This is a genomic window from Streptomyces sp. Q2 (assembly GCF_056820935.1).
Genome location: NZ_JBXEJE010000003.1, coordinates 270,892 through 295,863, shown reverse-complemented (window position 1 = coordinate 295,863; position 24,972 = coordinate 270,892). Strand labels below are relative to the sequence as shown.

The window sequence follows — 24,972 nt, the reverse complement described above, 5'->3', positions numbered from 1 at the left end:
CTGGCTCCTGGCATCGAACGACATCTCGAACTGGATCACTCACCTGGGCATTCGCCGGACATTGAAGCGGCCTTCGCCTGATCATGTGCTCCGACCAAGGTGCACCGATCGAGACGAAGGCCGAGGGTGAGTCTGCTGCCTGCCACCGGTCCCGGGGGCGCGTTCGCGCAAGCGTCACGCTTCCCTACGTTGTTCTGCGGGACGACCTATTCGACTGCCTGACCGCGCGCGGGGACGGACTGTGCGACCTCGTGGACGCGTTGTTGTGCGCGGACGGTCCGGTGACCTCGCCGGTGGACCTGACGCTGGTGGCCGAGCACCGGCGCGGGCACGGCGCTATGTATGAGGCGTTGAACTGCGGGAGTGTGGACGTGCCCCGGCTGCGGCAGGTGCTGGCCGGTCTGCCGATGCCGCGGGCCGCCGACGGCCGCCTGGTCCTGGCGGCCGACGTCGGCAACTGACTCCGCCCCGACCAGCGCGGACCGCCTGTTCTGCCACGTCTACGGCCGCAGCGGACGCTCCTTGGACCAGTTCATCCCCGGCCGGCCGTCCTCCTTCGTCGCCGCCCTCGAATCGGGCCGCACATCCTGGTGCCAGCTCCTGGACGCCGTGCGTCTCGGACCCGAGGACGACATCGCCGAGGTCACTGCCGCCCAGCTGCGCCGGCTGGTCGAGGACCTGATCGAGATGGGCCGCTGGCACTTGGGCGACCGCGACATCCTCATCGTCTTCGACGCCGGCTACGACGCCCCGCGCATGGCCCACCTCCTGACCGGCCTCCCGGTCGAGGTACTGGGACGGATGCGCTCCGACCGCGTCATGCGACGGCCGACGCCCTCGCTCAAGGAGTACGCCCTGGCCTATCCCCAGGGCGGGCGACTGCCGAAGCACGGCAAGGAGTTCCGCTTCGCCAGGCCGGAGACCTGGGGCGAGCCGGACGCGGCAACCGTGCAGGTCACCGACCGGTACGGCACCGACCGCGCGATGGCCTTGGACCGCATCCACCCCCCGCCTGACCACCCGCTCCGCAGGGATCGACCACACCGGCGAACTCCCCATCATCGAAGGCACGCTGATCCGCCTCCAGGTCGACCGCCTGCCCGGCGGAGGCGATCCCCTCCCGCTCTGGCTCTGGTCGTCCGCGACCGGCCTGAACAGCGAGGACACCGACGTGCGCTGGCAGGCGTTCCCGAGGAGGTTCGACATCGAGCCTCTCTTCAGGCTGATGAAACAGACCCTCGGGTGGACCCGTCCGAAGCTGCGCACCCCCGAAGCCGGCGAGCGCTGGACCTGGCTGATCATCGCCGCGCACACCCAGATCCGCCTTCTGCGCGGCGCGGCCGCCGACCTGCGGCGGGCGTGGGAGAAGCCTGCCGAGCCCGGCCGGCTCACCCCGGCCCGCGTCCGCCGGGGGTTTCGGAACCTCCGGCCGCACCTGTCCTGCCCCGCCCGTGCACCGAAACCCTCAACACCCGGCCCGGGAAGGCCACCTGGCTCGAAGAACCGGCGGCCCGCCACCCGCTACGACGTGGGCAAGACCGTGAAACGACCCGAGAGCATCACCGAACGAAACCGACTCAGACCATCAAGAACAAGCTCAGCCTCGGTTCCCGCACTGACCACGGTCAGCGGCCGCCCGTCGCGTTCCAGGGTGAGACCGGCGCCTTGGGCGCGGGACATGTCGAGGGCGGCGTCGGCCAGTGTCTGCAGGAAGTCTTCCAGCGAGTCGGTCTCCAGCAGGCGCTGAGTGAGGTGGCTGCTGCCGTATGCGTCGTCGGCGCTCAGCTCAAGTTGCTTCACGGGGCCGCGGCCCTGTTGTCGGCATCTCGTCGTGCCTCCGGGGCGACGGAGTCCAACGTCCGAAGGAACCCTCCAGTGCGGCCGCCACTGACGTCGGCACAGTCACCAGCGCAGCGTGTGTTCCTCCTTCGAACGCTATGCCACCGGAGCTCAGGAGGCCGATCACGCTCGCTGTCAGGAGCACCGAGCGCACAGCCACCTCGCTGACCTGCGTGGACGGCCTGGCTCCCGGCTGCTCCAGGAGGTCAGGAGGGGAGAGCCCACGGGTCTGTGACTTCCTGGTCTCCTGACCCTGCTAGAACAGCTGTCGATGGGCATCCGAGAGCGCGACCGTAAGGTGTACCGGCCGCTGTGGCGGGCCGGCCTCGAGGTGATCCCGAACGCCGTGCCTGACGGCACGATGCCGTTCGTCCACGGATACGGTGCCGAGGAGGTGGGCGGCGGCTTCTCCCACCGGTACGACACCCCGCGGCTCGTCGAGCGGCTCAACGAGGACTGGTACGACCTCGCCGTCTCCTCGGGGCTGCTCGACCATCGGCGCGAGTTCCTCGCGCAGCTGCCGCAGGGCACCCGGACGCACCGGGCTGCCCTGCACCACCTGCACAGCGGCCGCCACGCCGCGCCGGCGCTCTGGACCCGGGTTCGGCTCCTTGAGCGCTGGGACATCATGGGGCGGGGCTCGGCATCAGCGTTCCTCGGCGTGCACGCCGGTCACCCAGGCTTCTCCATGATGGCGCTCGACAGCAGCGTGTATGTCCATGCCTCGACGGGCGAGACCGGCGTCGGTGTGCTCGCGGTACCCCACCCGGACCGCTCGGAGAACATCCTGCGGCACCTGGAGTGGATCACACGTCACGACAGCCCCTACGTCCACCGCGAGTTCAAGGAGCGGATAGCCGTCTGGCTCGCGGCCCGCGCTCGGAGCGCCGTGAGCCCTCCAGACCGTTGACGACGCCACCCGCCTCGCGAGGGATCTCCTTGACGACACGTTGCCCGTGAGCGTCGGTGATGTCGATGACGATGCCTGTCCACTCCTCGACGGGCTCCTCCGGCACGTGCCCGAGCCGGTACTCGGCATCCCGGAGCAGTTCCTCCGTCACCCGCACACCGGTCAGCCGCTCGGTGAGGGCAAGGACCGCCGCCTTGGTGTCGAAGAGCGAACCGGTATCGCCCTCGCCCTCGCCGTCGCAGAGCTCGAGACCGACCTCGCTCATCACGGCGTTCAGGTCGTCGGGGGTGCTGCCCTCCCTGACCGTGGGAGCTTCGAAGGTGGTTCGAAGTTCCCCGTCCTCGTACCAGTGGAACAAGTGGATGGGCTTGCCTCCGTTACTGGAATGCACCACGGCGCGTCCGCCTGCCGACAGGGCCTCCAGGAAACGCGGTGGCATCCCCACGCCGGCGTCGAATTGCAGGACGAGCGTGTGGTCGCCGCCGGTGCCCGGCACGGTGAACGCACCCGCGACGAAGGACTCGTCCCAGTAACCCGCCGCGTAGAGCAGTTCACTCTGCAGCTCGATCAACGCGCCCACCCCCGCGCACGTGCCCTGCGGCTCCGCCTCCATCAGCCGCAGCACCTCCCCGGGAGCGAGGCCCCGCACCACGGTCAGGGTGTATCCGTTCTCCAGCGCGTGGCGGAAGACCGGGGAGTCACGTATCCAGGCGTAGTCATGTGCGGTCACCGAAGTCATGCACCACAGTCTGCCCGCCACCACTGACAATCTCTCCGGTCCGCGAGGAAGGCTCCGGACCGAGTCCGGCGTCGGCCATTACTCAGCCGTCCGGCTCCGGTGTCCAGTACTGAGGGCCTGAGCCGCGCCAGTCGACGAGAGGGGAGTGGGGCAGCTCGGCGGGATCGATGTCCAACCCGGCGCGTCGAAGGAACTCGGCAATGTCGGCGAGGCTGTGGGCCAGGCCGAGGATCTCGCCGTCGACGCGCACGCGTCGGCCGCCCGTCGGCGACGGCGGATACACAATGACGCGCAGCTGTCCGGCCATGGCTCCAGGATCATCCGAGCTGTACGGGCCCGCATCCGCGCAGCCCATGCGGGGCTGCGCGGATGCGGGCGGCGGCTCGTAGGTGCGTGATGCCCAGTGTGAAACCCTGACTGACCCTCGACCTGGCCGTGGCCGTCAGGGAGAGATCGATTGTTTGTCGTCGGCTGGAGGTGTCACGTCACCCGCCCCTGTCAGGCGGGGAAAGAGGTGTTCCTCGAGAGCGTCCATGGCAAAAAGGAACGCCATCATCACGGCGGGCGCGAGCAGAGCAAGCAGGATCACAGGACCTCCCGGGGGATGGTCGGCCTGTGCAGCCGATGGTGCTGCTTCTCAGCATGGAGCCGAACGGCGTAGTGCGCATGTCATGCGCTGGGGCGCGCCATGTGCTAGAGGATGCTAGAGGACGTTTTGTGAGCTTCCGAGTGGGTCTGCTGAAGTGGTCAATGACGTCGCGTGTGCGTCGTTCCCCCAGGTCAGGAATGCTTCGGTTCGTGCGCTGCAGAGGCCGGGCGGCCGAGTCCCAGACTGAGGCTCGGCAACGGGGCGGCCACCGAGCCAACCCGTCGCTGGTTGCATGGCGAACGAGCAACGGCCACCGACCCTCGCGCCCGTCAGTATTTGGCGGTGTGATCCAGGATCGCGACGGTGAGCGGCGTGTGGATCGCACGGGGGAGTGCGTGCCCCATGCCGGGGATGTCGACGATGCGTGAGCCGTGGATCGCCTGGGCGAGGTGATGAGGGTGCGGCGGCGGGAAGACCGGCTCGGCGGGGGCGGAGATGACGAGGGTGGGCACCGTGGTGCGGGCGAGCTGTTCGGTGCGGTCCATGCCGGCGGTGTCGGCGCGGGCGTGCGCGGTGCTGGTGGCATAGTGCCCGGTGTGCTCGATGACCCTCCGCTCAAGAGCGCGGGCGTACTCGGCATCGAAGGGAAGCTGATCACCGCCCAGCAGGCGCCAGTGCTCGACCCGCCGGTCCAACTCGGCCTCGAGGCCGAGGTCCGCCACCGGGCGGGACCATATCTCCAGCAGGCTGGGGGCGATGCCGGGGAGTTCCTCGGGCGCGGTCCGGGTTCCGTCGGGCTGGGCGTACGGGACGGTGCTGAGTGCGCCGGTGCCGATCAGGGTCGCGCTGAGCAACCGGTCGGGATGGTCGGCGACAAGGAGTTGCGCCAACATGCCGCCAAGTGACAAGCCCACTATGTGGGCGCGTTCGATGCCGAGGCCGTCCAGCACCGCAAGGGCGTCTTTCGCGAGCTCGACGATGGGATAGGGCCGCTGGTCGTACGCCCAGGTGGAGCGGCCGGTGTCGCGGTGGTCGTAGCGGATCACGCGATGGTGTGGGGTGAGCAGGTCCACCAGCTCGTCGGGCCAGCCCAGGCCGGATGCTTGGGCACCCATGATCAGGAGCAGTGGAGACGCATCGGCGGCACCGCGGTCTTCCACCCAGAGGCGTACGCCGGGTGCTGCGTCGATGAAGCGTTCCATGATGCTCCTTCTGCAGGAAGCTAACGAGACAAAGGCGAGACGAGACGTATCGTATCGCATCGACTTCGCGGACGACAACTCCTTTCCCGCCCTCAGCGTCTGAGATGCGATGGGCGCCGATCGAGGCCGTCGCCAGGGCAGTTACCGTGACGTGCTGCGTCGATGCTCGTCGACACCCCCCGGCTTTGCTTGCGGCGCTTTCAGCCTGGCGATGCGCTGACGCTCGCGGCCTACCGCTCGGCCCGGTGATCGCCCGCTATCAGGAGTGGACTGCTCCCGTATCGCCTGAAGCCGCTGCCTCGCTGCTCCAGGAGTTCACCGCGAGTGACCCCGGGCAGCCTGAATGGTTCCAGTACGCGATCGAACTCAAGGCGGACGGCTGCCTGGTCGGCGATGTCGGCTGAAGCTGCACGACAACCGCATGCGGGCTGAGCTCGGCTTCACTCTGGCTCCGGGTCGGCGTGGGTACGGGTACGCCACCGAAGCCGTGCGCGTTGTGCTGGACGGTCTTTTCGCGCGAGGGCTTCGCCGCGTGTCCGCAAAGTGCGATGCCCGTAACGTGCGTTCGGTCAGGCTTCTGGAGCGAGTGGGTTTCCAACTGCAGGGCAGGCGTCCCGAATTCACCTGGATCAGGGCGAGTCGACCGACGACCTGCTCTTCGGTCTGCTCGCAGAGAGCTGGAGGCAGCAGACCGCCTGAAGCGGGTGGCAGACGGCCGGCAGCAGGGTGCCTCCGTTGCCGGGCAGGGGCGTTGAGCCGCCGGGCGGGAGTCGGTGACAGCTTGCATGGAACTGCTGGCGCTCGTATGGGACGCCGGGTGGCAGCCCTGCGATGTGCCAGTGCACGTGCGCGTTCCCCTGCTGGCTTCCCAGCGACAGCAGATACGTCCGTTCCGGCGCGAAGACTGCTTCCACAGCCAGAGCCACCGTGCGCACGACGAGCATGAGAGCACTGAACGCGGCCTCGTCCAGGTCGCGCACCACGTTCTCGACGTGCGCTTTCGGCGCCACCAGCACCTTGCCCGGCAAGGTGGGCCACCGGTCCAGGAAGGCCACGTGCGCCTCGTCCTCGTAGACCGTCTCATGCTGGTAGTCCGGGTCTCCGGCCACATACGCACAGACGAAACAGGGGCTGTTACGAGCCCTGGCTGCATAAGCCTCGAGATCCATTGCCTCCCGCTCCCCGGCGTCTCTTGTGCGTGCCCGCCCTGACGAGCGTCCGCGACGACCTCAACTGACGCACCCCTACGACCGTGAGCGTGCGGAGGGCAAACGCCACGCCAAGGTCATGATTTCCCTCGTCGGCCGCACAGTCAGCGCCCTGTTGCGGCTGTTTTTCGGTGACGGCAACGTTCGCAGTCGCCTCACCCCAGCCCACCGGCTGGATCCCTGCGGCTCTGTTCGCCGTCGTGCCCCTGCCGGAACCGGTCCGTAGCCGCCAGCAGCGCCTGTGTCGTCGCATCCCCCGACAGTCCGTGCCCCTCCTCATCGATCAGCACGAGTTCCGCATCCGACCACACTTGAGCCAGCCGCCACGCGACGTCCGGAGGCCCGCTGATGTCCATCCGTCCGTGAACCATCACGCCGGGGATGCCGAGGAGCTTCCCGGCGTCACGCAGCAGCGCCCCGTCCTCCAGGAAGCCGGCGTGCCGCCAGTAGTGCGTGACGAGGCGGGCGAAGCGCAGCCGGAAATGCGGGTCCTCGAAACGAGGATCGGGCCTGTGCCCTCTGTGAGTGGACACGTGCACGTCCTCCCACCGACACCACTCCCGTGCCGCGCGCTCCCGTACGGCCGGGTCGGGGTCGTCCAGCAGCCGGGCGTACGCCTCCACCAGGTTGCCGTCCCGCTCCCGCTCCGGTACGGCGTCGCGGAACCGGGCCCATTCCTCGGGAAAGACGCGCCCCATGTCCCGGGTGACCCACTCCACCTCGCGGCGGGTGGTGTTGGTGACGCTGAAGAGCACCAACTCGGCTACGTGTCCGGGGTGCTGCTCGGCGTACGCCAGCGCGAGGGTCACGCCCCAGGAGCCGCCGAGGACCAGCCATGCGTCGATGCCGAGGTGCTGCCGCAGCAGTTCGATGTCGGCGATCAGATGCGCGGTGGTGTTGGCGGCGAGCGAGGTCTGTGGATCGGCGGCGTCCGGCGTGCTTCTCCCGCACCCGCGCTGGTCGAAGAGCACGACGCGGTACGCCGCGGGATCGAACAGCCGACGCCAGAACGGCCCCGCCCCGGACCCCGGCCCGCCGTGCAGGACGACGGCGGGCTTGCCCGCGGGATTCCCGCAGGCCTCCCAGTACACGCGGTTGCCGTCGCCGACGTCGAGCATGCCGTGCTCGTACGGCTCGACAGGGGGATAGAGCTCGGTCACTGAGACGCACCCTCCTCATATCTGACAGTGCTGTTAGATTAACTCCATGAGGAACCACCCGGACCCGGTCGCCGTAGGTACCCTGCTCCGCCACGTTCTCGAACTGCTCGACGGCGACGTGGCCAAGGTCTACGAGGAACAGGGCCTCGCCGAGTATCGGCCCCGTTTCTCCCCGGTCGTGAGGGCTCTCCTGTCCGATGGCCCGCTTTCGATTCGCGACCTGGCCGCGGCGGTGGGTGTGACGCACTCCGCCGCCAGTCAGACGGCGGCCCAGATGGCCCGCGCCGGCCTGGTCACCCACACCCCTGACCCGCGAGACGCCCGCCGCCGGCTGATCGAGCTCACGCCCAAGGCCCATGCCCTGCTGCCGCAGATCACGGCGGAGTGGGACGCGACGGTGGCGGCGATGGCCGAGCTGGACGCGGAACTCTCGATGCCGCTGGCGGCCCTGCTGGCGGAGGTCACGGATGCGGTACGCCGCCGCCCGTTCCGGGATCGGATCGCGGCGGTGTATCGGCCCCGGCCGGGTTCGGGCTCCCGCTGACCACGCCTCAGTCGTGTGGAGAAGTCGGCCGTGTAAAGAAATCTTGACACCATGTCAACGCTACTTTACATTCGTGGCATGCCATTCGAAGAGAAGAGCGCGTGGATCATGGCGGTCCTCGCGATCGGTACATATGCGGCCTACGGCGCCGTCATTCTCGGGCGGGCAAGCGACGTTCCTCTCGCCGAAGTGGCGTACGTGTCGACGTTGTTGTGGGCCGTCGGCGCCTCGATCGCCGCGTCGATCGTTCTGCACGTCCTCGTCGCGACCTTCTCGCCGAAGGACGCCCGCAGGAAGGACCAGCGCGACAAGGAGATCACTCGGTTCGGCGAGTACATCGGCCAGTCGTTCCTCGTCGTGGGCGCAGTGGCGGCCCTCGGGATGTCGATGGCCGAGCTGGACTACTTCTGGATCTCCAACGCGATCTACCTGGCGTTCGTCCTGTCCGCGATCCTCGGGTCCGTCGCGAGGATCGTCGCCTACCGCCGTGGCTTCCAGCCGTGGTGAAGCCCAAGCCGAAGCCCAGGCCCACCCGCGTCACGAACTCGATCCGTTCCCTCCGCTTCACGCACGGAGAAATGACCCAGGCACAGCTGGCGGACCGGATCGGCGTATCCCGCCAGACCGTCATCGCCATCGAGCAGGGCCGCTATTCGCCCTCCCTGGAAATGGCATTCCAGATCGCCAAGGTGTTCCACGTCCCGCTGGACGACGTGTTCCAGTACTCGGACCATGAAGAGGAGACACCATGAAGGCAGTTGTTCAGGACACGTACGGCCCGGTGGAAGTCCTGGAACTCAGGGACATCGACACACCGGAGCCCGGGCCCGACGACGTGCTCGTGCAGGTCCTCGCGGCGGGAGTCAACCCGGCCGACTGGCACTGCATGACGGGCATGCCCTATCTGATGCGCCTGATGGGATACGGGCTCCGCGCGCCCAGGAACCGCGTCCGTGGCCTGGACGTCGCGGGGCGGGTCGAGGCGGTGGGCACGAACGTGACGCGCTTCCGTCCGGGCGACGAGGTGTACGGAGCCTGCGACGGCTCCTTCGCCGAGTACGCCCGTGGCCGGCACGACAGGCTGGCACCGAAGCCGGCCAACCTCACCTTCGAGCAGGCGGCGGCCGTCCCCACCGCTGCCTTCGCGGCCCTCCAGGGCCTTCGCGACACAGGACAAGTCCGGCCAGGGCACAGGGTGCTGGTCATCGGCGCGGCAGGAGGCATAGGAACGTACGCCGTGCAGCTGGCCAAGGCCTTCGGGGCGGAGGTCACGGGCCTGTGCAGTACGACGAAGACGGAACTGGTCCGGTCGATCGGCGCGGACGACGTCATCGACTACACCCGCGAGAACTTCTCGGCCTTCACGGACGGGGCCCGCCGCTACGACCTCATCCTCGACACCGCGGGCAACCGCCCCTTGGCACTCCTGCGACGCGCCCTCGCCCCTGACGGAACCCTCGTCCTGGTGGGCGGCGAAGGAGACGGACGGTGGCTGCAAGGCGTGGACCGCACGCTGCAGGCGATAATGCTGTCGCCGTTCACCACGCAGAAGCTGCGCGGCCTGATGTCCGCGGAACGTCTCGCGGACCTTGAGCTCCTGACGAAACTCATCGAGGCCGGCCAGGTCACGCCGGTCATCGAGAGGACGTACTCGCTGGGCGAGGTTCCGGAAGCCATCCGGCATCTGGAGCAGGGCCATGCGCGCGGCAAGATCGTCGTCACCATGTGAGGCGACGGTCCACGCCCCACGGATCGGTGATCAGGGGTGAACCGCCGCCGGGGTTCACTCGTACCCCTTGTCGTACGCCTGGCCGCTCATGTGAGTAGGAACAGCCGGAATACGGAGAGGTACGTGTCGCAGCACTACAAGCAGTCACAGCAGTCACCGCAGCCACAGCGAGCGCGTACCGGCCGCGGCTCGCCCACACTTCGCCTGCTACGCGGTGCCGCGCTGGCCGCAAGCCTGGCGTTTCTTTCCCTGGCCACGGCCTGCAGCGGTGGCGATGAGGTCGGCGCTTCGGGGAGCGGTAAGCCGTCGGAGATCTCCGCCGCCCCAGCGGCCGGTGTGATGGCCCCGGCGAAGGTCGAGGTGATCGCTTCTCTGACCGGGTGCAAGGCCAAGATCCGCATCGAGGCCGATGAACTGCGCCAGGGTCTCTGCCACACGCCGAAGGTCGACTATCTCGTCACCACCTTCCCCGAGGAGCGGTACAAGCAGGCCTGGCTGGAGTCCGCCGCCATCTACGGCGGCAAGTACCTGGTCGGCTCCCGCTGGGTGGTCAGCGCGAAAGAGCCGGAGATGCTGGAGCAGTTCCGCGACAAGCTCGGCGGCACCATCCGGCAACTGCGGGGTATCGGCCCGACCGCGGCGCCGAGCACGTCGTAGCGGCGCCCTCTCTGTCGAACCACGAGGTGACAACGGCACTTACCCGTGGGGCACGAGATCCGCCATCACGGAACGCGGCAGCGACGGATTGGCAGCCGCTGCCCCCGCCACCTGGCAGTCGGCGTCGGTGAGCAGTTCCACGATGACCGGCGGCGGGAGTGCCGGATGGCCGGCGGCCACGGGCCTTGCCTGTCTGTCCGCCAAGCAGGCGAGCAGGGCCTGGGCCGTCGCGTTTCGATGCCGCGCGATCTCGCGAAGCGCCTTCTGTGCTGATGCTTCGTGCCGGGCCAGATCCGTCAGCAGCGCCGGGCCGGCGTCCGGGTTGGACACCACCTTCGCCAACACCCGGACTCCGTGCCGGTCGACCATGGCGCGCAGCTGTGCTTCGGTGAGGCCCGGGTGTGGAGCGATGGACTTGACCACTTTCGCGTCGGGGTCGGTGGCCAGCGCGTCGCGGATCTCCGGTGGCAGATCGCGGCGTTGGGCCAGGAGCATGCGCGCGGCCGGGTTCGGCGACTGGGCCAACTTCTGAACCTCGGCAGGAGATGCGGCGGCGATCCGGGGCAGCAGGGTGGCCCCGATCTTGGTGGCGCCGGCCAGTTGGGTGAGCACGTCGAGCGGCACGTGTGGGTTGTGCGCGAGCCTGCGCTGTACGTCGTGGCCGTGGTCGCCGGCCAGTGCGCGGATGAGCGCGTCGTCGATCGCGGGATTCTCGGCGAGGTCGCCTCGGACACCGGGAACAGGGTCTGTGGCCAGCCGCCGGTACACCTCCGGGGGCAGATCGAGGCGGGCGGCGAGCGCCCAGCGCACGAGATTCGAAGGGTGGTACGCGAAGTCGACGACGGCTTCGGCGGGTGTCGACGGGTTCCGCAGTGCGGCCTCCTGTATGTCCTGCATCGTGGACTCGTGGGATCCGTCGCAGGAAGCACCTGACACCAACTCGCAGTCGGGCCGCGGGCATTGCGGATCGTGCACGAACGGCGTCGCTCCATGGTCACAGACCAGGCATCGCCGCGCCGCAGGCAGCCCCTCGCCGGTGATGAGCGCCGCCAGTACGTCCGGAGGCGTCGCCTCGTTGGCGGCCACCGCGCGGCGAACCTCGGCATGCGGATGCCCGGCAAGCCCGGCGGCCACGTCGGGTGTGCTCCACAACGCCAGTTCCGCGACGACGCGTACGTCCGGGTCCGCGGCGAGCGCCTCCACGACGTCGTCCGGGAGACCGGAGCAGCCGGCCAGCTTCTCCCGGCGCTCCGGGACCGGATCCACTGCGAAGAAGCGCGCCCACTCCGGGTTGCCGGCGCGCTCGTCGAGCAGGGCGAGGGCGGTGTCCGGCTGTGCCGCCGGATCGACGTCGGCGGCGGTCAGCCTCCCCTCGTAAGCAAGTTGCACACCCCTCTCCTCGACGCGCGAGACCAGCGCAACGGCCTGCGCATGGCTGAGGTCTGCCCGACCGGCGAGGTACAAGGCGATGTCGGCGTCCGCGATCGCGATCAGCCGGTCGACCAGCTCGGACGGCAGGGCCGTATTGGCAGCGAGCCCGCACAGGACATGATTCACCAGGGCATCCTGCCTGAACCGCGACCAGTTGGCTCACCATTTCGACGCCGATGCGTTCTGGTCGGCAGGGCGGCGAAAGCGTGTCGTCGTCGGGGCGGGCAGAACCAGTGGCCACCTGGTCAGTGGAACAGTGCGGTGAGCAGGTCGTCGCCGATGCGGCGTACCGACCGGATGCCACTGCATCCGGTCGTACCGTGATGACGGTGAGTCGGCGCTCCCACACGGCCTCTCCTGCCGAGCGGGCCACCGACCGTGGCCGGCTCACAGGCGGATGACGATCAGGGCCGTGTCGTCCGTGTTGCCGGTGGGGGGCAGGAGGTCGGCCAGGAGGGCGTCGGCCAGGTCCTCGGGGGCGGCGAGCCGATGGCGGGTGAGGGAGTCGGCGAGGCGGTTCAGGCCGGTGTCGATGTCCTCGCTACGGCGTTCGATCAGGCCGTCGGTGTACAGGACCAGGTGGGACCCTTCGGTGAAGGGCGCGCGGGCTTGAGGGCGGGGCACCGGTTCGGGCCGGGCGCCGAGCGGCGGGTCGGTGGCCTGGTCGAGGAAGACCACGCTGCCGTCGGGGTGGAGCAGGGCGGGCGGCGGGTGGCCGGCGCAGCTGTAGGTGATGGAGCGGTCGTCCCAGTCGATGAAGGTCGTCGCCGCGGTGGCCGATTCGGCACCTTCGACGAAGCGGGCGTACAGACCGAGGGCGTCCAGGGCCTGGGCCGGGCCGTCGGCGACGCGGCAGGCAGCGCTCAGGGCACTGCGCAACTGTCCCATCACGCAGGCGGCGGCGAGGCCGTGGCCGACGACATCGCCGACGGCGACGGCGAGCCTTCCGCCGGACAGCTCGACCAGGTCGTACCAGTCGCCGCACACGTTCAGGGCGCCGATGGCGGGCTGGTAGCGCACGGCCGCCTGGTGGTGGTCGAGGGGTCTGGGAGCGGGCAGCATCGCCGCCTGCAGGGCCAGGGCGACCTCGCGTTCGTGCGCGTGGGCCTTGCGCAGGCGTTCGTTGACCTCCTGCAGTTCGCGGGCGCGGGTGTAGAGCTCGGCCTCCAGTACGCGAGCCCGGCTGTCGCTGCCAGGGCCGCCCCGGGCGCGGATGAGCTCGGTGATCTCCTCGACGCGGTGCACGATGAGCGCCACCTGGCCGTCGGGGCCGAGGACGGGTGCGTTGACCGGGCTCCAGTAGTGCTCATGCCAGTGACCGGACCGCTGGGGATCCTCGATGTCGTAGCGGAGCAGCGCCATGGTGTCGCGCTCGCCGGTGGCCACCACCCGCAGCATCGACTCCCGGGTCTCCCGCATGCCGGCCGCGGCCGGATCATTCGGGTTCTCGGGGAAGACGTCGAAGATGTAGCGGCCCAGCAGCTGTTCGCGGGTACGCCCGGCCAGTCGCAGGAAGTCGTCGTTGGCGTCGGCGTACACCAGGTCAGGGGTGAGCAGCGCCACCATGCCGGGCAGGGCCCGGAAGACCACCGCATAGTCGATGTGCGGTTCCGTCATGTATTGCCTGCCTCGGCGCCGAGCGTCACTGTGCCGTTCCACGATAGGAGCGAACACGTCACGGAGCCCGCCGGGCGTTGCTCTCTCCGCGGCCGGGAAGCCCCACCCGCTGAGTGTAGAGCGAGCCGGGGGGGACGAAGATCTGAAACCCGGAAGTCCCCCGTGTGCGGGTGGAGCCGGGGCCGGTCGGCGTGGCGCTGTAAGACGGGGGCAGGGCACTCGTAGGCACGGCCTGAGGTCTGTCTCTCAGTCCCCGAACGGGGTCCGATGGCAGCCTGATGTTGACTTTTCCGCACGCGCATCCCGTTCGTGGTTCGCCGGAAGGGTGACGACCGACCCGCGCGGCAGGGGCAACGGGGTTGCCGGCACCGTACCCAAGAACCGCGCGGAGACGTCACACTGCCCGTGACACTGTGATACCCGTGTCGCCTGTGGCTGCTGTGACGAGGCACGGGCTTCGAGCGAAGGAACGCCATGGCGCGCATCACCGGCAGAACCATCCTGATTGTCGGCGCCTCGTCGGGGATCGGCGCAGAGGTGGCGCGCCGCCTCGCCCCCGGTGGCAACCGATTCGTCATCACCGCACGGCGTGCCCCCGAGCTGGCCGCCGTCGCGCAGGCGATACGAGCCGCGGGCAGCGACTGCCTGCACATCGCCGCCGACGCACTGGAACCGCGGGCGGCCGCCGATGTCGTAGCGGCCGCGGCGGCGGAGTACGGCTCCATCGACGTCGCGCTGCTCAACGCCGGCCAGGGACCGGACATGTCCATGGATCAGGTCACCGTGGACGATGTCTCACGGATCATGGCGTTGAACTACGACGTCGTCGTCAACTACCTCGTCCCTCTGATCGGACAGATGGGAAGCCAGAGGGGCGGGGGACTGATCGCCCACACCAGCTCACTGGCCGGGCTGCTGGGCATCCCCCGCCAGGGACCGTACTCGGCGGCGAAGGCGGCAGCGCGTACGCTCATCGACGCCGCGCGCGTCGAACTGGCGCCCCGGGGCATCCGGTTCACGACGATCCATCCCGGCTTCGTCGCCACCGAGCGCATCAGCGAAGACGGTCTGCCCAAGCCCTTCCAGATCAGCCAGGAGCAGGCGGCCCGGCATGTCGTACGCGCCCTGGAGAAGGAACCGGCGCAGGCGTACTTCCCCTGGCCCACAGCGGCGCTGGCCCGCACCCTGCGCGCCCTGCCCACACCGGTCTCCGCAGTGCTCCTGCGCAAACTGGCTTCCCTCTAGTCGTCCCGGTCGGTGCGGTCCCACCCGGCCGAGCTCCCGGCCCGGTGGGAGTGACGACCGGGCCCGACGAGCGGAGCCGTCGAATATGCGGTGCGGTGCCGGTCGGTGGGAGTGCAGACTCGCTCCATGGCGGACATGCGCGCATTCCGGGACGAGGTCGGCCGCTGGGCGGCCGGCGGTCCCGGCGAACCGGCGAGTGATCTGGCGATACAACTGGGAGTGCGGACAGCGGTGCTGCTGGAAGGGCCGAGCGACCTCGCGGCCGTCGAGGCACTGGCCGCACGGCGTGGCCGGGACCTGGCCGCCGAAGGGGTGTGCGTCATGCCGATGGGCGGGGCGATGAGTGTCGGCCGCTACGCCGGACTTCTCGGGCCACCCGGCCTCGGCCTGCACCTGCGAGGGCTGTGCGATGAGGGTGAGCAGCGCTTCTATGACCGCGGCCTGAAGCGGGCCCGGGCGCCGCACCGGGGGTTCTTCGTGTGCGCCGCTGACCTGGAGGACGAGCTCATCCGCGCACTGGGTACGGCGCGGGTCGAGGAGATCATCGGGGCCGAGGGTGACTCGCGGGCCTGGCAGACGTTCCAGCGCCAGCCCGCACAGCACGGTCGGCCCCGGCACCAGCAGTTGCGGCGCTTCCTGGGTACGAAGAAGGGCCGCAAGATCCGTTACGGCCATCTCCTGGTGGAGGCCCTGGACCCCGGACAGGTACCGGCCCCGCTCGACGACCTCCTCACGAGCCTGTGACCGACGCGGAAAGCGCGGTGGGGTCCCCGCAGTCGGCCAGTCGGCCAGTCGGCCAGTCAGAGGGTCGGTATTGGCCATCCCCCGGACAGGTCCGCGCGGCGGCTTGCCCAGGCGCCCGAGTCGGCGCTGGACTGCTGCCCGTCGTCGGGCACATCCCGGCCGGGACGGAGGAAGAGCGGTGTGCGTCTTCGAGGCAGGGCGGACGGTGGTACGGCGCGACGTGCACCGCTCCGGGCGGGTGTGGAGCGAGCAGGCCATGCGGGTCATCGCCGACACGAGCGAAGCCCTGGTGACCGCCTGCGCACCGGGAGCGGAGGCCCGTTGGCCCGCCCTGTACGCCAAGGCCCGCGCCGACGGCGACCGCTCGGTACGTACCGAGGCGTTCGACGCGTTGGCCACGGGGGAGTGGGACCTCTCGCCCGGGGCGTGGCAGGACACCGAGCTGCTGCTGTGGAAGCCGCCGGCCGGATGGTTCAGCATCAACGCCTTCTTCACGCCCGCCGGGCTGCGGAACTGGTACGTGAACTTCGAACACCCCACGCTCCGGACCGTCGACGGGTTCGACACCTTCGACCTGATCGTGGACCTCGTCGTCGACCCTGATCTGACCATCCTTACGTGGAAGGACGAAGACGAGTACGCCCACGTGCGACGGCTGGGCATCGTCACCGACAGCGAGCACCAGGCCGTGGACGTCGCTCGCGCGCAGGTCCTGGCGATGATCGAGGAACGTTCCGGCCCCTTCGCGGAGGCCGACGTCTGGGCCGGCTGGAGGTGGGACCCGGCCTGGCCGACTCCGCGCCTGCCGCGATCTGCTCCCGCCGCGAAGGGGGCTGCGCCGACAGGGAGTTGAACCGTTGGCTACAAGAACAGGCGCGAGTAAGCAAGGGAGGCGGGCGCCCAAGTGCTGGGCAGCACTGGGCCTTTGCTGATGAGGGGCGCACTGTGTGAGCGTTGTGACGCATGTTGCAGACTGACCGCATGACTCGCATGAGGAAGGTCGCCGCCGCTCTGCTAGCCGCATCGGCCGCGCTGCTCGCGATACCCCCCACCGCCTCCGCCTCCACCGCTCCGACCCCGCACACCGCCCTCTTCAGGGAGAGTTTCGACCGTCTCCCTCTCGGCCCGGTGACCGCGGGGCGTGGCTGGTCCGCCGACACCGCGGACGGTTCGCTGACCGTCGAGCCCAGCACCACCGGCCGCGGCCGCGAACTACGGCTCCACACCGAGGGCAACGGCCGCGCCTTCATGGTCCTGTCCGACCTCGCTCCCCGCGGCAACAGTTTCTGGGCCCGGTTGCGCCTGCGCGTGAACGAGTTCCCGACGGCCCCGGACTGGGCGCACTGGACCCTCGCGGAGGCATCCGGTTCCGATGCCCCCACCCTGGTACGCCCGTTGGGCGGTCAGTACGTTCCCACCTCACGGGCCAACTTCCTGGGAGTCGGCTCCGATCTGGGTGCCACCGGGGACTGGACCGCCTGGAAGACCTCCGCCCCCGCCACCGCCGCCACATGGCAGTGCGTCGAGTTCCACCTCGACGCGAGGGACAACCGCGTCACCGTCTACCTGGACGGCTCGGAGCAGTCCGAGTTGACGGTGTCCACGAAGGAACACGGCGGCACGAGCGACGACTTCGTCTTCCCGCGCTTCGACACCCTCAAGCTGGGCTGGCAGCTGTACCAGTCCGACCCCACGCCGTCCTCCTACGACGTCCGCATGGACGACGTGGCGCTGAGCAGTGAGCGGGTCGGCGGGTGCACCTCATGACGCGACGCATGCCTCGCAGAGCGGTGTTGGGCGGGATCGTCGGCGGGCTCGCCCTCACGTCCCTGCCGGCCGGCCCGGCCGTCGCCGCCGGACGGGACCGCGAGCCGTACGTCCCGCTGGCGGTGGCCGGCGGGGGCGGTCCGGCAGGATCGGACCGGGTCCATGTGCTCCAGGTCGGTCCGGACACGGCAGACACGGTCGTGGTGCTGGTCCCGGGGATGTTCGGGGCGGCGGGCGACTTCCGCCTGCTCGCCCGGGACCTCGTCCAGGCCGTGCCCGGTGTGCAGGTGTGGGCGTTCGACCGACGCGAGGAGAACCTGGCCGACCGCTCCGGGTTCACCACCGCGGACCCCCTCGGGTACTACCTGGACGGCCACTACCGCTCCCAGGACCCCGCCGCCTCCGCCTTCGCCGCCCGTTGGGGCCTTGCCCGCACGGTGCAGGACCTGCGCACCGTCGTAGCCGCCGCGGGCCGCGGCGGCCGGCGACGGGTGGTGCTCGGCGGCCACTCCTGGGGTGCGACCACCGCGATGGCCTACGCGGCCTGGGACTTCGACGGGCGCCCCGGGTACCGGGACCTCACCGCGCTCGTCCTGATCGACGGTGGCGTGCACGGGGCTTTCGAGGGGACCGGACAGCCGGTGCACAACGCGCCGGAGGAGGTGCGGGAGCGGCTGGCCGCCATCGAGGGCGGGGCGGTGTTCGACATGACCCTGAGCGGAGTCGGGCTGGGCGGCCGGGCGGAGAGCACACAGATCTGGTACCAGCTGGCGGGCTGGTACGCCCACCGCGACCCGAACGGCCGATCGGTCCTCCAGCCCCGGATGCCCGACGCGCTGCGGACGCCGTATCCCGTCACCAATGCCGGTCTGCTGGGCACCTTGGTGGACGCCGGATTCGGCTGGCCGAACGACATCAGCGTCCACTCGGGGCATCTTGCCGACAGCGGTGAGGTGCGCGGCTGGGTCGACACGGGCATCACGCCCATCAGCCGTGTCGCGGCGGCGTACGCCGGTGGCCCGGAGCCGGCCGTGTGGGAGTGGTACTGGCCGTCCCGGCTGTCGGTGGACCTCGACGTCGTCGATCCCTACGCCGACACCGACCTGGCCCGCTCACTGGGCCTGCGGCTGCGGCACACCGGGGGCCTGGACGTTCCGCTGTGTGCCTTCGAGACGAGCTACGCGAAGGGGACGATCGTGTCGTCCGCGCGCGAGGTCGTGGCCAACTCCCGCATCCCTTACGCAAGCTACGCGTCGGACGACGCGATGAACCATCTCGACCCGCTGTTCGCCGACGCGCGGCACAACACCCTGACCCACACCCTCGAACCGTTCCTCACCGGACTGCGCTGAGGAGTGACGACAGGCATCGGCGGGGCATCGCAGGGATGCCCCGCCGATGACGGGCGGGCTATTCCCCCGACGGTGAGGTCAGCGGGACACCCAGGGCGACCGGTGTGCCGAAGTTCGGTGTGCCGTCGGCGTTCCAGGTGAACTTCTGCGCTCTGGTGCTGCGGTTCATGTCGCAGCCTCCGCTCGCCGAGTTGTTGGCGTGGTAGACCATCCAGTCCTCGGTCCCGTCGGGTGACTTGAAGAAGCCGTTGTGGCCGGGCCCGTAAACGCCGGCCGCGTTGGACCGCTGAAAGACCGGATTCGGTGACTTGACCCAGGAGGAGGAACTCAGTGGGTCGCCGCCGTTGTAGGTGAGCATCCCCAGCTTGTAGTCGGGCGTCGAGCAGTGGCTGGCGGAGTAGACGATGAACGTCTTGCCACCCCGCTGGAGGACCTCGGCCCCTTCGTTGACCGCGCCGCCCACCGTCTCCCAGCCCAAGGTCGGGGTCGACAGCACCCGCCGGGTCCCGGCGGCGGTCCACGGGTTCGACAGCGGGCGGATGAACATGGGCTGAGAACCGTTGTAGAAAGTGCCCAACAGATAGAGACGGCCGTCGAGTTGCAGGATGCCCGGATCCAGTTCCCAGGTGTTGTCCTGGGTGGGGTCGAGCAGGTCGGCCTTGAAGCTGTAGGGGCCCATCGGGTCCAGGCCGGCGCTCTCGAGGACATGGATGCGCTGGGTGCCCAGGTCGTACGGTTCCCGCCCGGCCGTGTAGTAGAAGTACCACCGTTTCCCGTTCGGGCCGTCGAGCAGGTGGAACTCCGGGGCCCACATCGTGCCCGCCCCGTTGGGCCGGGTCAGGTTGAAGATCACCTGGTCGGTGGCCGTGGCGAGCCCGGCCAGCGTGCTCGCCTTGCGCATGGTGATCGTCGAGTTCCAGGTCGTGGTGGCGAGGTAGTAGAAGCCGTCGTAGTAGGTCAGCCAGGGGTCCGGACCGTGTGCGGAGAGCGGGTTGGTGAACGTGTGCGGGCTCGTGCCGCCGCCGGTGAAGGCGGGCAGGCGCCACACCCTGCCGTTCGAGGCGGCGCACGGCAGTTGCACCAGGTCGGTGTTCGAGGCCGAGGAACCGCCGCTCGGGGCGACGCACTTGCCGGAGCCGACCGACACCAGGTTGAAGGTCTTGTCGGTGCCGGTGACCGGCACGGGGACGAGCCGCCACCGCTGGTTCGTCGCGCCGTGGCAGGGCCACTGGATGATCGCCGCGTTGTCCGCCGTGGACGCGCCGGAGACGTCGACGCACTGGCCGGACCGGGTGGTGATCGTGTACGTGTCGGTCGTTCCCGCCACCAGGGTGTAGCCGAAGCTCTGGTCGGCTCCGGAGCCGCAGGTGAAGGCGCGCAGCTGTGTGCCGTTGGCCGACGAACCACCGGGGAGGTCGAGGCAGTTGCCGCCGTTCTGGTTCACTCCCGTCGATGTGAACGCGACGGCGGCGGAGGCGGGCGGCGCCACGAGGAGGGCGACCGCCACGGTGAGCAGGGCGAGGAGCGCGGACAGGCATCTGGAACGGGTCACGGGCCGTACACCTTTGCTTCGAGGAGGCCGACGGAGTTCGTGCCGTTGCTCGTGAGCAGCACCCGCAGTCGCGTGGTGTTCGTGGCGGGGAAAGTGACGCTGTTGTACTGGTTCTTGGCCAGGGGGTAGCCGCTCGCGCCGGGCACGTCGACGTAGGCGCTGCCGTTCCAGTACTGGAGCTTCCACGCGGCGGGCATGTCGATCCCCTGGTCGTCGTCGAAGAAGTACACCTGGGCCCTGTTCAGGGATTTCGCCGACGGCCAGGTCAGCTCGGCCCACTGCTGACCGGTCTCCGGCCAGGTCCCCCAGCGCGGGTTGACGGTGTCGTTGGACGACGGCGGGTCGATGCCGTCGTTGACCGCGGTGACGCTCTCCCAGGGGGAGGTGTACGACGCGGACACCGCGGCGGATGCCGCGTGGTTGGCCGGTGGCTGGACGCCGCCCCGGTTGAAGACCTTGACCTCGGTGAGGCCGGTCTTGGCTCCGGAGGCGTTGGTGGCCAGGACGCGTATGCGCTGGGCGCTGATCGCCGGGAACCGCACCAGGTTGTAGTTGGCCCGCGGAGCTGTCGGACTCCTGGTCTGGCCGGGCACGGTCACCCATGAACCGCCGTTGTAGGACTGGATGGTGTACGAGGCGGGGGCCCGGTAGGTGGTGCTCGCCGGGCGGCTGTCCTTGAAGTGCAGGCGCACCTCGTCGAGCGTGCGGGCGGTGCCGAAATCGAGCTCGTACCAGTCCTGGCCGTTGGGGGAGCCGCCCGCGCCCCAGAAGGGCTCGTTGGTGGGGTAGCCGTCGACCGCGCCCGTGACGTTGCTGCCGGATGCGGTGTGGGAGGCGGACACGGTCGCACCGGAGGCGAGGTTGGTGAGGTCGGCGGTCAGGTCCACGCCCGCCTTGGCGAGCATGTCGACCATCCGAGGGCTGTTCTGCACGACCTGCCGGGGAGCTTTCAGCCCGGCGACGGCCGTGTGGTGGGTGACCGTCCCGCTGGTCGTCACGTCACCGGTGGCCGGATCCCACGTGAAGGGCACCAGCGAGCCGACGGTCGCGGCCCGGCTGTCGTTGACGTAGATCGAGTAGCCCTCCGGGACGCCGGGGTAGCGCACCACACCGTCGGCGGGGTCGTCCCAGACGACGGACAGGTCGGCGCCCCGGTAGCGGAGGTTGTTGACGGTGAAGTGACTCCAGCCGATGTCGATGGGGGAGAGCTCGACCTTGGCGTCGTTGCGGGGCCGCAGACCGGCCACGTCCTCGATCACCGTCCAGTTGCTGCTGCCGAGGATGTTGTGGTGGATCCAGGAGCGGTAGTCGATCGAGCTGCCGTTCCAGTCGGCCCAGAACTCGTTGGCGTCGGGCCACTGGGTGTTGCCGCCGATGTACTGCGCCCAGGTGTTCCAGTAGAGGAGCTTCTTGTAGTCGGTCGCGGTCATCCACGAGTTGGGGTAGTTGCGCAGCACCGAGGAGTAGAGGCGGAACTGGACGGTCGAGTTGATGGTGGAGAAGTTGTTGGAGCCCGGTTCCCCGGCGTCGGCCGCCGCCTTCTTGTCGACCTGGTTGGCCGTGTAGAACGGGAAGATCGGGTACTGGGCCGGGTCGTCGTACAGGCGCAGCGCCCGCTTGTACGTCGCGTTGTCGGGGACGGCCCCTACGGAGAACGGGTAGTAGTTGTTGATCTCCTTCCAGGGCACCCATTCGTCGGTCGACTTCAGCCGGTGCTCGAACAGTTGCCGGTCGGGGTTCCACAGCACGTTGACGATGGCGTCCTTGATCTGCGTCGCGAGGGTGCGCATCTCGTTCGCCTTGGCCGTGTTGCCGGTCGCCTCGTAGGCCTGCGCGGCCGCCATCGCGCCGCTGTACTGGTAGGCGGACTCGGCGCGGTCCATGGTGCCGGGCTTCCAGTGGAAGGAGACCGCGTCGGCGTCGTTCCCGGTGAGTGCGCCCCAGTCGTACTCGATGAGCTTGTTGTTGTCGTGGTCGTAGTGGGCGAGTTGGCCCTTGACGTCACCCTCGGCGTAGTGGGCCAGACTGGCGGCCACGGCCGGCTGGCCGCCGTGGATCTGGTAGCTCTTCCACGCCGCCTCGGCGATGTACTGGGTGTAGCTGTTGGACCAGTTCTCCGGGTCGCCGGGGTTGTCGAGGAAGCGACCGCCCTTGGAGGTCTGGCCGACGCCGAGCCAGTCGCCGTACGCGTAGGCGGGATCGCGCAGGTACTTGAGGTCGTCGATGTGCATGGGCTGGGTGAGCGCGATCGCGTTGTTGTAGCCGAGGACGCCCTCGGTCGAGGTCGGGAACTGGAAGGTCTGGCCGGGGATGTCGGCGTCGAGGTTGTTGAAGCGCATCAGCCACCAGCGGTAGTAGACGCTCTTCTTGATGGCGGGCTCGGGCACGTCGATGTAGGGCACGTTCTGCGCCCACCACAGGTTGTAGGCCTTCACATGGGTCGCGAACGCGGTCGCGGGGGAGTGGCCCGCGTAGGCGTTGTACTCCGTGAGGGACGCGGGGATCTCGTCGGTGACGAAGCCCATCACCACTTTGACGGTCACCGTGGCTCCGGCCGCGATCGTCACCGACCGGTTGAGCCCGCCGTCCGAGACCGTGAAGCCGTCGCCGGTGAGGCGTGGGCGGATGGTGGTGAGGTTGTTGTAGGCGTTCACCTGGCCGGTGAGTTCGCTGCCGGTGCCCGTGGTGGCGTACGGCGAAGTCGCCCGCAGTTGCAAGGTGGTGGAGGCGGAGCCGTTGTTCTTGACCGACAGGTTGGTCACGGCGACGTTGTTGTCGGTGACGAACTTGGTCTGGTCGACGGTGATCGAGCCGCTGGTGTGCACGCTCTTCCAGTGGCTGGGCGTCTGCCGGCGCTGGGAGACCTGCTCGGTGAACGTGCCCGGGCTGATCGCCACGGTGTAGGCGTTGTTGTCGCTGATGCTCTCCCAGTAGGCGACGTGGCCGCCGAAGCCGAGCACCGCGGGGTTGTGCGTCTTCATGAACAGCGCGCGGCCGCGGCTCATCAGCCAGGGCCCGGCCGGGTCGTCTCCGGAGCGGGCCAGCAGGCGGTCCATCCAGAAGTCGGTCCCCGAGCTCTCCGCGTCGTAGATGCTGCGCATCATGTCGCCCGGTGTGTAGGCGACGGGCGGGGCCGGGATCGCGGGTCCGCCGAAGGTGGGGAACCCGATGGTCTGCGCGGCGCTCGCCGGGGTCGCGGTGAGGACGGAACAGACGCTGAGCACCAGGGCGACGAAAAGGCATCTGAGGCGCCTGAGCCGTGGCAGAAGGGCGTGCGGTCTTCTCATCGGATGCTCCCTGTCCGGTTGACGACAAGCGTTCGCTCGCGCGAGGGCGCCGGCGTTCATGACCCCGAGGAGTGCGAAAAGCGACCTAAAAGGTTTTCGCAACGTAGGAGCGAGCTGATGGAGTGTCAAGAGGGTTGAGAGAGAACCCGGTTGGGGACACGAGCGGTTCAGGACACCGGTGAGGTGAGTCAGGACAGCGGTGCTGTGGATCCCCTGATCACCAGGCGGCAGGGCAGGGCCTCCACCCCCGAGCGCCGCCCGCCGGCGATCGCCGTGAACAAGGCGCGCGCGGCCATCCGCCCGACCTGCTCCAGGTTCATGTCGATACTGGTCAGCGGCGGCCGGGAAGCGGAGGTCAGGACCTGCCAGTTGTCGAAGCCCATGACCGCCACGTCCTCCGGCACCCGGTGCCCGCGCTCGCGCAGCACCTCGATGACGCCGCGCGCGATCTGGTCACTGCCGCACAGGACGGCGTCCACGTCGGGGTGCTGATCCAGTAGCATCGCGGTGGCCGCCCGCCCCCACCCCTCCGACCAGGCGCCGAACCGTGGTTCGCCGACCAGGGCGAGACCGGCGCCGGCGAGCGCGGTACGGGCCCCTTCGGCCCGCTCCCGCGCCGCGAGGTACGCGGGGTCACCGGTGATGTGCGCGATCCGGGTGCGGCCGCACGCGATCAGGTGCTCCACCGCCATACGGCCGGCGTCGACGTTGTCGGGAACGATGGACAGATCCTCCGGATCCTCCGACGGGGCGTACGCGTAGACGACGGGCACGGGCAGTTCCCGGCCCAGGGACGGGCGGGGGTCGGTGCGGCTGCCCACCACGATGAGCCCGTCGACCCGGCGCCCGAGCAGCGCGCGCACGTGGTGCTGCTCGCGGATCGCGTCGCCGCGCGCGTCACACAGGAACACCGCGACCTCGCCCGCGCCGAAGGCGTCCTCGGCGCCCATCAGGATCGGGATGCTGAACCGGCCCTCCAGGTCGCTGGTGAGCAGACCGACGGTGCCCGTCCGCCCCGCGAGCAGACCACGGGCCACCTGGTTGGGCTGGAACGACAGCCGCTCGGCCGCCTCGACCACCCGCTGCCGCGTCTCGGCGCGCACCTGGCTGCGGCCGTTGAGGGCCTTGGACGCGGTGGCGATGGACACGCCCGCCAGCCGGGCCACGTCGCTGAGCGTGGAGGGCTGCGAACGCGAGGAACCGGCGGCCTGGGGCATGGGCGTTCTCCTGTCTCGCTGCGCGTGCCGAGGCCGGCGAGGATGGCACGTCGTACATAAAACCGTACGCGAGTTGTTTCGGCCGAGGGGCGGGCAGGCGGCTTTCACGGGTTTCGGTTGGTCTCCTGGAGCCGCTCCCTGCAAGGGGATTGACGGGCAGTCAGCCGGGTTCTAGCTTTTTTG

24 protein-coding genes and 2 pseudogenes are annotated in these 24,972 nt (G+C 69.3%); 14 read left to right on the top strand and 12 right to left on the bottom strand.

Annotation, left to right across the window (positions count from 1 at the left end; genetic code table 11):
- Positions 1–194 precede the first annotated feature (194 nt).
- A pseudogene (locus ACWBNA_RS05710) lies at positions 195–1,591 on the top strand (NF041680 family putative transposase); the annotation flags it as partial.
- Here the strand turns inward: ACWBNA_RS05710 and ACWBNA_RS05705 are convergent.
- A complete protein-coding gene (locus tag ACWBNA_RS05705; protein ID WP_482702995.1) occupies positions 1,522–1,800 on the bottom strand; it encodes a hypothetical protein in 279 nt (92 codons plus the stop codon). The pseudogene ACWBNA_RS05710 and the gene ACWBNA_RS05705 sit on opposite strands and share 70 nt — an antisense overlap.
- Positions 1,801–2,110: 310 nt before the next feature.
- Here ACWBNA_RS05705 and ACWBNA_RS05700 point away from each other — a divergent pair, with 310 nt between their 5' ends.
- Complete coding sequence (locus ACWBNA_RS05700) at positions 2,111–2,749, top strand: hypothetical protein (RefSeq protein WP_482702928.1); 639 nt, start codon at positions 2,111–2,113, stop codon at positions 2,747–2,749.
- On the opposite strand, the gene ACWBNA_RS05695 is transcribed toward ACWBNA_RS05700, so the two are convergent.
- From ACWBNA_RS05695 to ACWBNA_RS05680, 4 genes are all read right to left on the bottom strand, one after another.
- Positions 2,682–3,488, bottom strand: coding sequence for a DUF6461 domain-containing protein (locus ACWBNA_RS05695; protein WP_482702926.1), 807 nt, complete (start codon positions 3,486–3,488; stop codon positions 2,682–2,684). The genes ACWBNA_RS05700 and ACWBNA_RS05695 overlap by 68 nt on opposite strands.
- A gap of 82 nt (positions 3,489–3,570) precedes the next feature.
- Complete coding sequence (locus ACWBNA_RS05690) at positions 3,571–3,795, bottom strand: hypothetical protein (protein ID WP_482702924.1); 225 nt, start codon at positions 3,793–3,795, stop codon at positions 3,571–3,573.
- A gap of 135 nt (positions 3,796–3,930) precedes the next feature.
- Entirely contained in the window at positions 3,931–4,077 is a 147-nt protein-coding gene (locus ACWBNA_RS05685; RefSeq protein WP_482702923.1) for a hypothetical protein, read from the bottom strand.
- A gap of 329 nt (positions 4,078–4,406) precedes the next feature.
- On the bottom strand, positions 4,407–5,279 hold the full coding sequence (locus ACWBNA_RS05680) for an alpha/beta fold hydrolase (protein ID WP_482702921.1): 873 nt from the start codon (positions 5,277–5,279) through the stop codon (positions 4,407–4,409).
- A 245-nt stretch (positions 5,280–5,524) separates the two neighbouring features.
- On the opposite strand from ACWBNA_RS05680, the gene ACWBNA_RS05675 reads away from it, so the two are divergent.
- On the top strand, positions 5,525–5,683 hold the full coding sequence (locus ACWBNA_RS05675) for a hypothetical protein (protein ID WP_482702920.1): 159 nt from the start codon (positions 5,525–5,527) through the stop codon (positions 5,681–5,683).
- A pseudogene (locus tag ACWBNA_RS05670) lies at positions 5,623–5,817 on the top strand (GNAT family N-acetyltransferase); the annotation flags it as partial. The gene ACWBNA_RS05675 and the pseudogene ACWBNA_RS05670, both read left to right, overlap by 61 nt.
- A 91-nt stretch (positions 5,818–5,908) precedes the next feature.
- On the opposite strand, the gene ACWBNA_RS05665 reads toward ACWBNA_RS05670, so the two are convergent.
- On the bottom strand, positions 5,909–6,388 hold the full coding sequence (locus ACWBNA_RS05665; RefSeq protein WP_482702918.1) for an HIT family protein: 480 nt from the start codon (positions 6,386–6,388) through the stop codon (positions 5,909–5,911).
- A gap of 254 nt (positions 6,389–6,642) precedes the next feature.
- A complete protein-coding gene (gene pip / locus ACWBNA_RS05660) occupies positions 6,643–7,647 on the bottom strand; it encodes a prolyl aminopeptidase (protein ID WP_482702916.1) in 1,005 nt (334 codons plus the stop codon).
- 46 nt (positions 7,648–7,693) lie between these two features.
- Between pip and ACWBNA_RS05655 the strand changes: the two genes are divergently transcribed.
- From ACWBNA_RS05655 to ACWBNA_RS05635, 5 genes are all read left to right on the top strand, one after another.
- The gene (locus tag ACWBNA_RS05655) at positions 7,694–8,191 is read left to right on the top strand and encodes a MarR family winged helix-turn-helix transcriptional regulator (protein ID WP_482702914.1); all 498 of its coding nucleotides are present in this window, start codon (positions 7,694–7,696) and stop codon (positions 8,189–8,191) included.
- A 78-nt stretch (positions 8,192–8,269) separates the two neighbouring features.
- Positions 8,270–8,698, top strand: a complete 429-nt coding sequence (locus ACWBNA_RS05650) for a hypothetical protein (protein WP_482702912.1) — start codon at positions 8,270–8,272, stop codon at positions 8,696–8,698.
- On the top strand, positions 8,692–8,943 hold the full coding sequence (locus tag ACWBNA_RS05645) for a helix-turn-helix transcriptional regulator (protein WP_482702910.1): 252 nt from the start codon (positions 8,692–8,694) through the stop codon (positions 8,941–8,943). Before ACWBNA_RS05650 ends, ACWBNA_RS05645 begins: the two co-directional genes overlap by 7 nt.
- Positions 8,940–9,920, top strand: coding sequence for an NAD(P)-dependent alcohol dehydrogenase (locus ACWBNA_RS05640; RefSeq protein WP_482702908.1), 981 nt, complete (start codon positions 8,940–8,942; stop codon positions 9,918–9,920). Before ACWBNA_RS05645 ends, ACWBNA_RS05640 begins: the two co-directional genes overlap by 4 nt.
- A gap of 123 nt (positions 9,921–10,043) precedes the next feature.
- On the top strand, positions 10,044–10,577 hold the full coding sequence (locus ACWBNA_RS05635; RefSeq protein ID WP_482702906.1) for a hypothetical protein: 534 nt from the start codon (positions 10,044–10,046) through the stop codon (positions 10,575–10,577).
- A gap of 39 nt (positions 10,578–10,616) precedes the next feature.
- Here ACWBNA_RS05635 and ACWBNA_RS05630 read toward each other — a convergent pair whose 3' ends face one another.
- Positions 10,617–12,134, bottom strand: coding sequence for a hypothetical protein (locus ACWBNA_RS05630; protein ID WP_482702904.1), 1,518 nt, complete (start codon positions 12,132–12,134; stop codon positions 10,617–10,619).
- 261 nt (positions 12,135–12,395) lie between these two features.
- Entirely contained in the window at positions 12,396–13,625 is a 1,230-nt protein-coding gene (locus tag ACWBNA_RS05625; protein WP_482702902.1) for a PP2C family protein-serine/threonine phosphatase, read from the bottom strand.
- A 474-nt stretch (positions 13,626–14,099) separates the two neighbouring features.
- On the opposite strand from ACWBNA_RS05625, the gene ACWBNA_RS05620 reads away from it, so the two are divergent.
- The 5 genes from ACWBNA_RS05620 (at position 14,100) to ACWBNA_RS05600 (ending at position 18,733) form a co-directional block, all read left to right on the top strand.
- Positions 14,100–14,870 carry an SDR family NAD(P)-dependent oxidoreductase gene (locus ACWBNA_RS05620; protein WP_482702901.1) on the top strand — a complete coding sequence of 257 codons (771 nt, stop codon included), beginning with the start codon at positions 14,100–14,102 and terminating at the stop codon, positions 14,868–14,870.
- A gap of 126 nt (positions 14,871–14,996) precedes the next feature.
- Complete coding sequence (locus tag ACWBNA_RS05615) at positions 14,997–15,614, top strand: TOPRIM nucleotidyl transferase/hydrolase domain-containing protein (protein WP_482702899.1); 618 nt, start codon at positions 14,997–14,999, stop codon at positions 15,612–15,614.
- 178 nt (positions 15,615–15,792) lie between these two features.
- A complete protein-coding gene (locus ACWBNA_RS05610; protein WP_482702897.1) occupies positions 15,793–16,467 on the top strand; it encodes a ribonuclease FAU-1 family protein in 675 nt (224 codons plus the stop codon).
- 128 nt (positions 16,468–16,595) lie between these two features.
- The gene (locus ACWBNA_RS05605) at positions 16,596–17,381 is read left to right on the top strand and encodes a hypothetical protein (protein WP_482702895.1); all 786 of its coding nucleotides are present in this window, start codon (positions 16,596–16,598) and stop codon (positions 17,379–17,381) included.
- A gap of 8 nt (positions 17,382–17,389) precedes the next feature.
- Entirely contained in the window at positions 17,390–18,733 is a 1,344-nt protein-coding gene (locus ACWBNA_RS05600; protein ID WP_482702893.1) for an alpha/beta fold hydrolase, read from the top strand.
- 58 nt (positions 18,734–18,791) lie between these two features.
- On the opposite strand, the gene ACWBNA_RS05595 is transcribed toward ACWBNA_RS05600, so the two are convergent.
- The 3 genes from ACWBNA_RS05595 to ACWBNA_RS05585 form a co-directional block, all read right to left on the bottom strand.
- Positions 18,792–20,285 (bottom strand): family 43 glycosylhydrolase, encoded by a 1,494-nt coding sequence (locus ACWBNA_RS05595; RefSeq protein WP_482702891.1) that lies wholly within the window; start codon positions 20,283–20,285, stop codon positions 18,792–18,794.
- The gene (locus ACWBNA_RS05590) at positions 20,282–23,572 is read right to left on the bottom strand and encodes a discoidin domain-containing protein (protein ID WP_482702890.1); all 3,291 of its coding nucleotides are present in this window, start codon (positions 23,570–23,572) and stop codon (positions 20,282–20,284) included. The genes ACWBNA_RS05595 and ACWBNA_RS05590 overlap by 4 nt, the downstream gene beginning before the upstream one ends.
- 188 nt (positions 23,573–23,760) lie before the next feature.
- Positions 23,761–24,789, bottom strand: a complete 1,029-nt coding sequence (locus tag ACWBNA_RS05585; RefSeq protein ID WP_482702888.1) for a LacI family DNA-binding transcriptional regulator — start codon at positions 24,787–24,789, stop codon at positions 23,761–23,763.
- Between the last annotated feature and the right edge of the window lie 183 nt (positions 24,790–24,972).

What these genes read in the sequence shown, in the direction of transcription:
- ACWBNA_RS05700 (WP_482702928.1), top strand. Translation starts at nt 2,111, where the DNA reads ATGGGCATCCGAGAGCGCGACCGTAAGGTGTACCGGCCGCTGTGGCGG.
- ACWBNA_RS05695 (WP_482702926.1), bottom strand. Translation starts at nt 3,488, where the DNA reads ATGACTTCGGTGACCGCACATGACTACGCCTGGATACGTGACTCCCCG.
- ACWBNA_RS05690 (WP_482702924.1), bottom strand. Translation starts at nt 3,795, where the DNA reads ATGGCCGGACAGCTGCGCGTCATTGTGTATCCGCCGTCGCCGACGGGC.
- ACWBNA_RS05680 (WP_482702921.1), bottom strand. Translation starts at nt 5,279, where the DNA reads ATGGAACGCTTCATCGACGCAGCACCCGGCGTACGCCTCTGGGTGGAA.
- ACWBNA_RS05655 (WP_482702914.1), top strand. Translation starts at nt 7,694, where the DNA reads ATGAGGAACCACCCGGACCCGGTCGCCGTAGGTACCCTGCTCCGCCAC.
- ACWBNA_RS05650 (WP_482702912.1), top strand. Translation starts at nt 8,270, where the DNA reads ATGCCATTCGAAGAGAAGAGCGCGTGGATCATGGCGGTCCTCGCGATC.
- ACWBNA_RS05640 (WP_482702908.1), top strand. Translation starts at nt 8,940, where the DNA reads ATGAAGGCAGTTGTTCAGGACACGTACGGCCCGGTGGAAGTCCTGGAA.
- ACWBNA_RS05625 (WP_482702902.1), bottom strand. Translation starts at nt 13,625, where the DNA reads ATGACGGAACCGCACATCGACTATGCGGTGGTCTTCCGGGCCCTGCCC.
- ACWBNA_RS05620 (WP_482702901.1), top strand. Translation starts at nt 14,100, where the DNA reads ATGGCGCGCATCACCGGCAGAACCATCCTGATTGTCGGCGCCTCGTCG.
- ACWBNA_RS05615 (WP_482702899.1), top strand. Translation starts at nt 14,997, where the DNA reads ATGGCGGACATGCGCGCATTCCGGGACGAGGTCGGCCGCTGGGCGGCC.
- ACWBNA_RS05605 (WP_482702895.1), top strand. Translation starts at nt 16,596, where the DNA reads ATGACTCGCATGAGGAAGGTCGCCGCCGCTCTGCTAGCCGCATCGGCC.
- ACWBNA_RS05600 (WP_482702893.1), top strand. Translation starts at nt 17,390, where the DNA reads ATGCCTCGCAGAGCGGTGTTGGGCGGGATCGTCGGCGGGCTCGCCCTC.
- ACWBNA_RS05590 (WP_482702890.1), bottom strand. Translation starts at nt 23,572, where the DNA reads ATGAGAAGACCGCACGCCCTTCTGCCACGGCTCAGGCGCCTCAGATGC.
- ACWBNA_RS05585 (WP_482702888.1), bottom strand. Translation starts at nt 24,789, where the DNA reads ATGCCCCAGGCCGCCGGTTCCTCGCGTTCGCAGCCCTCCACGCTCAGC.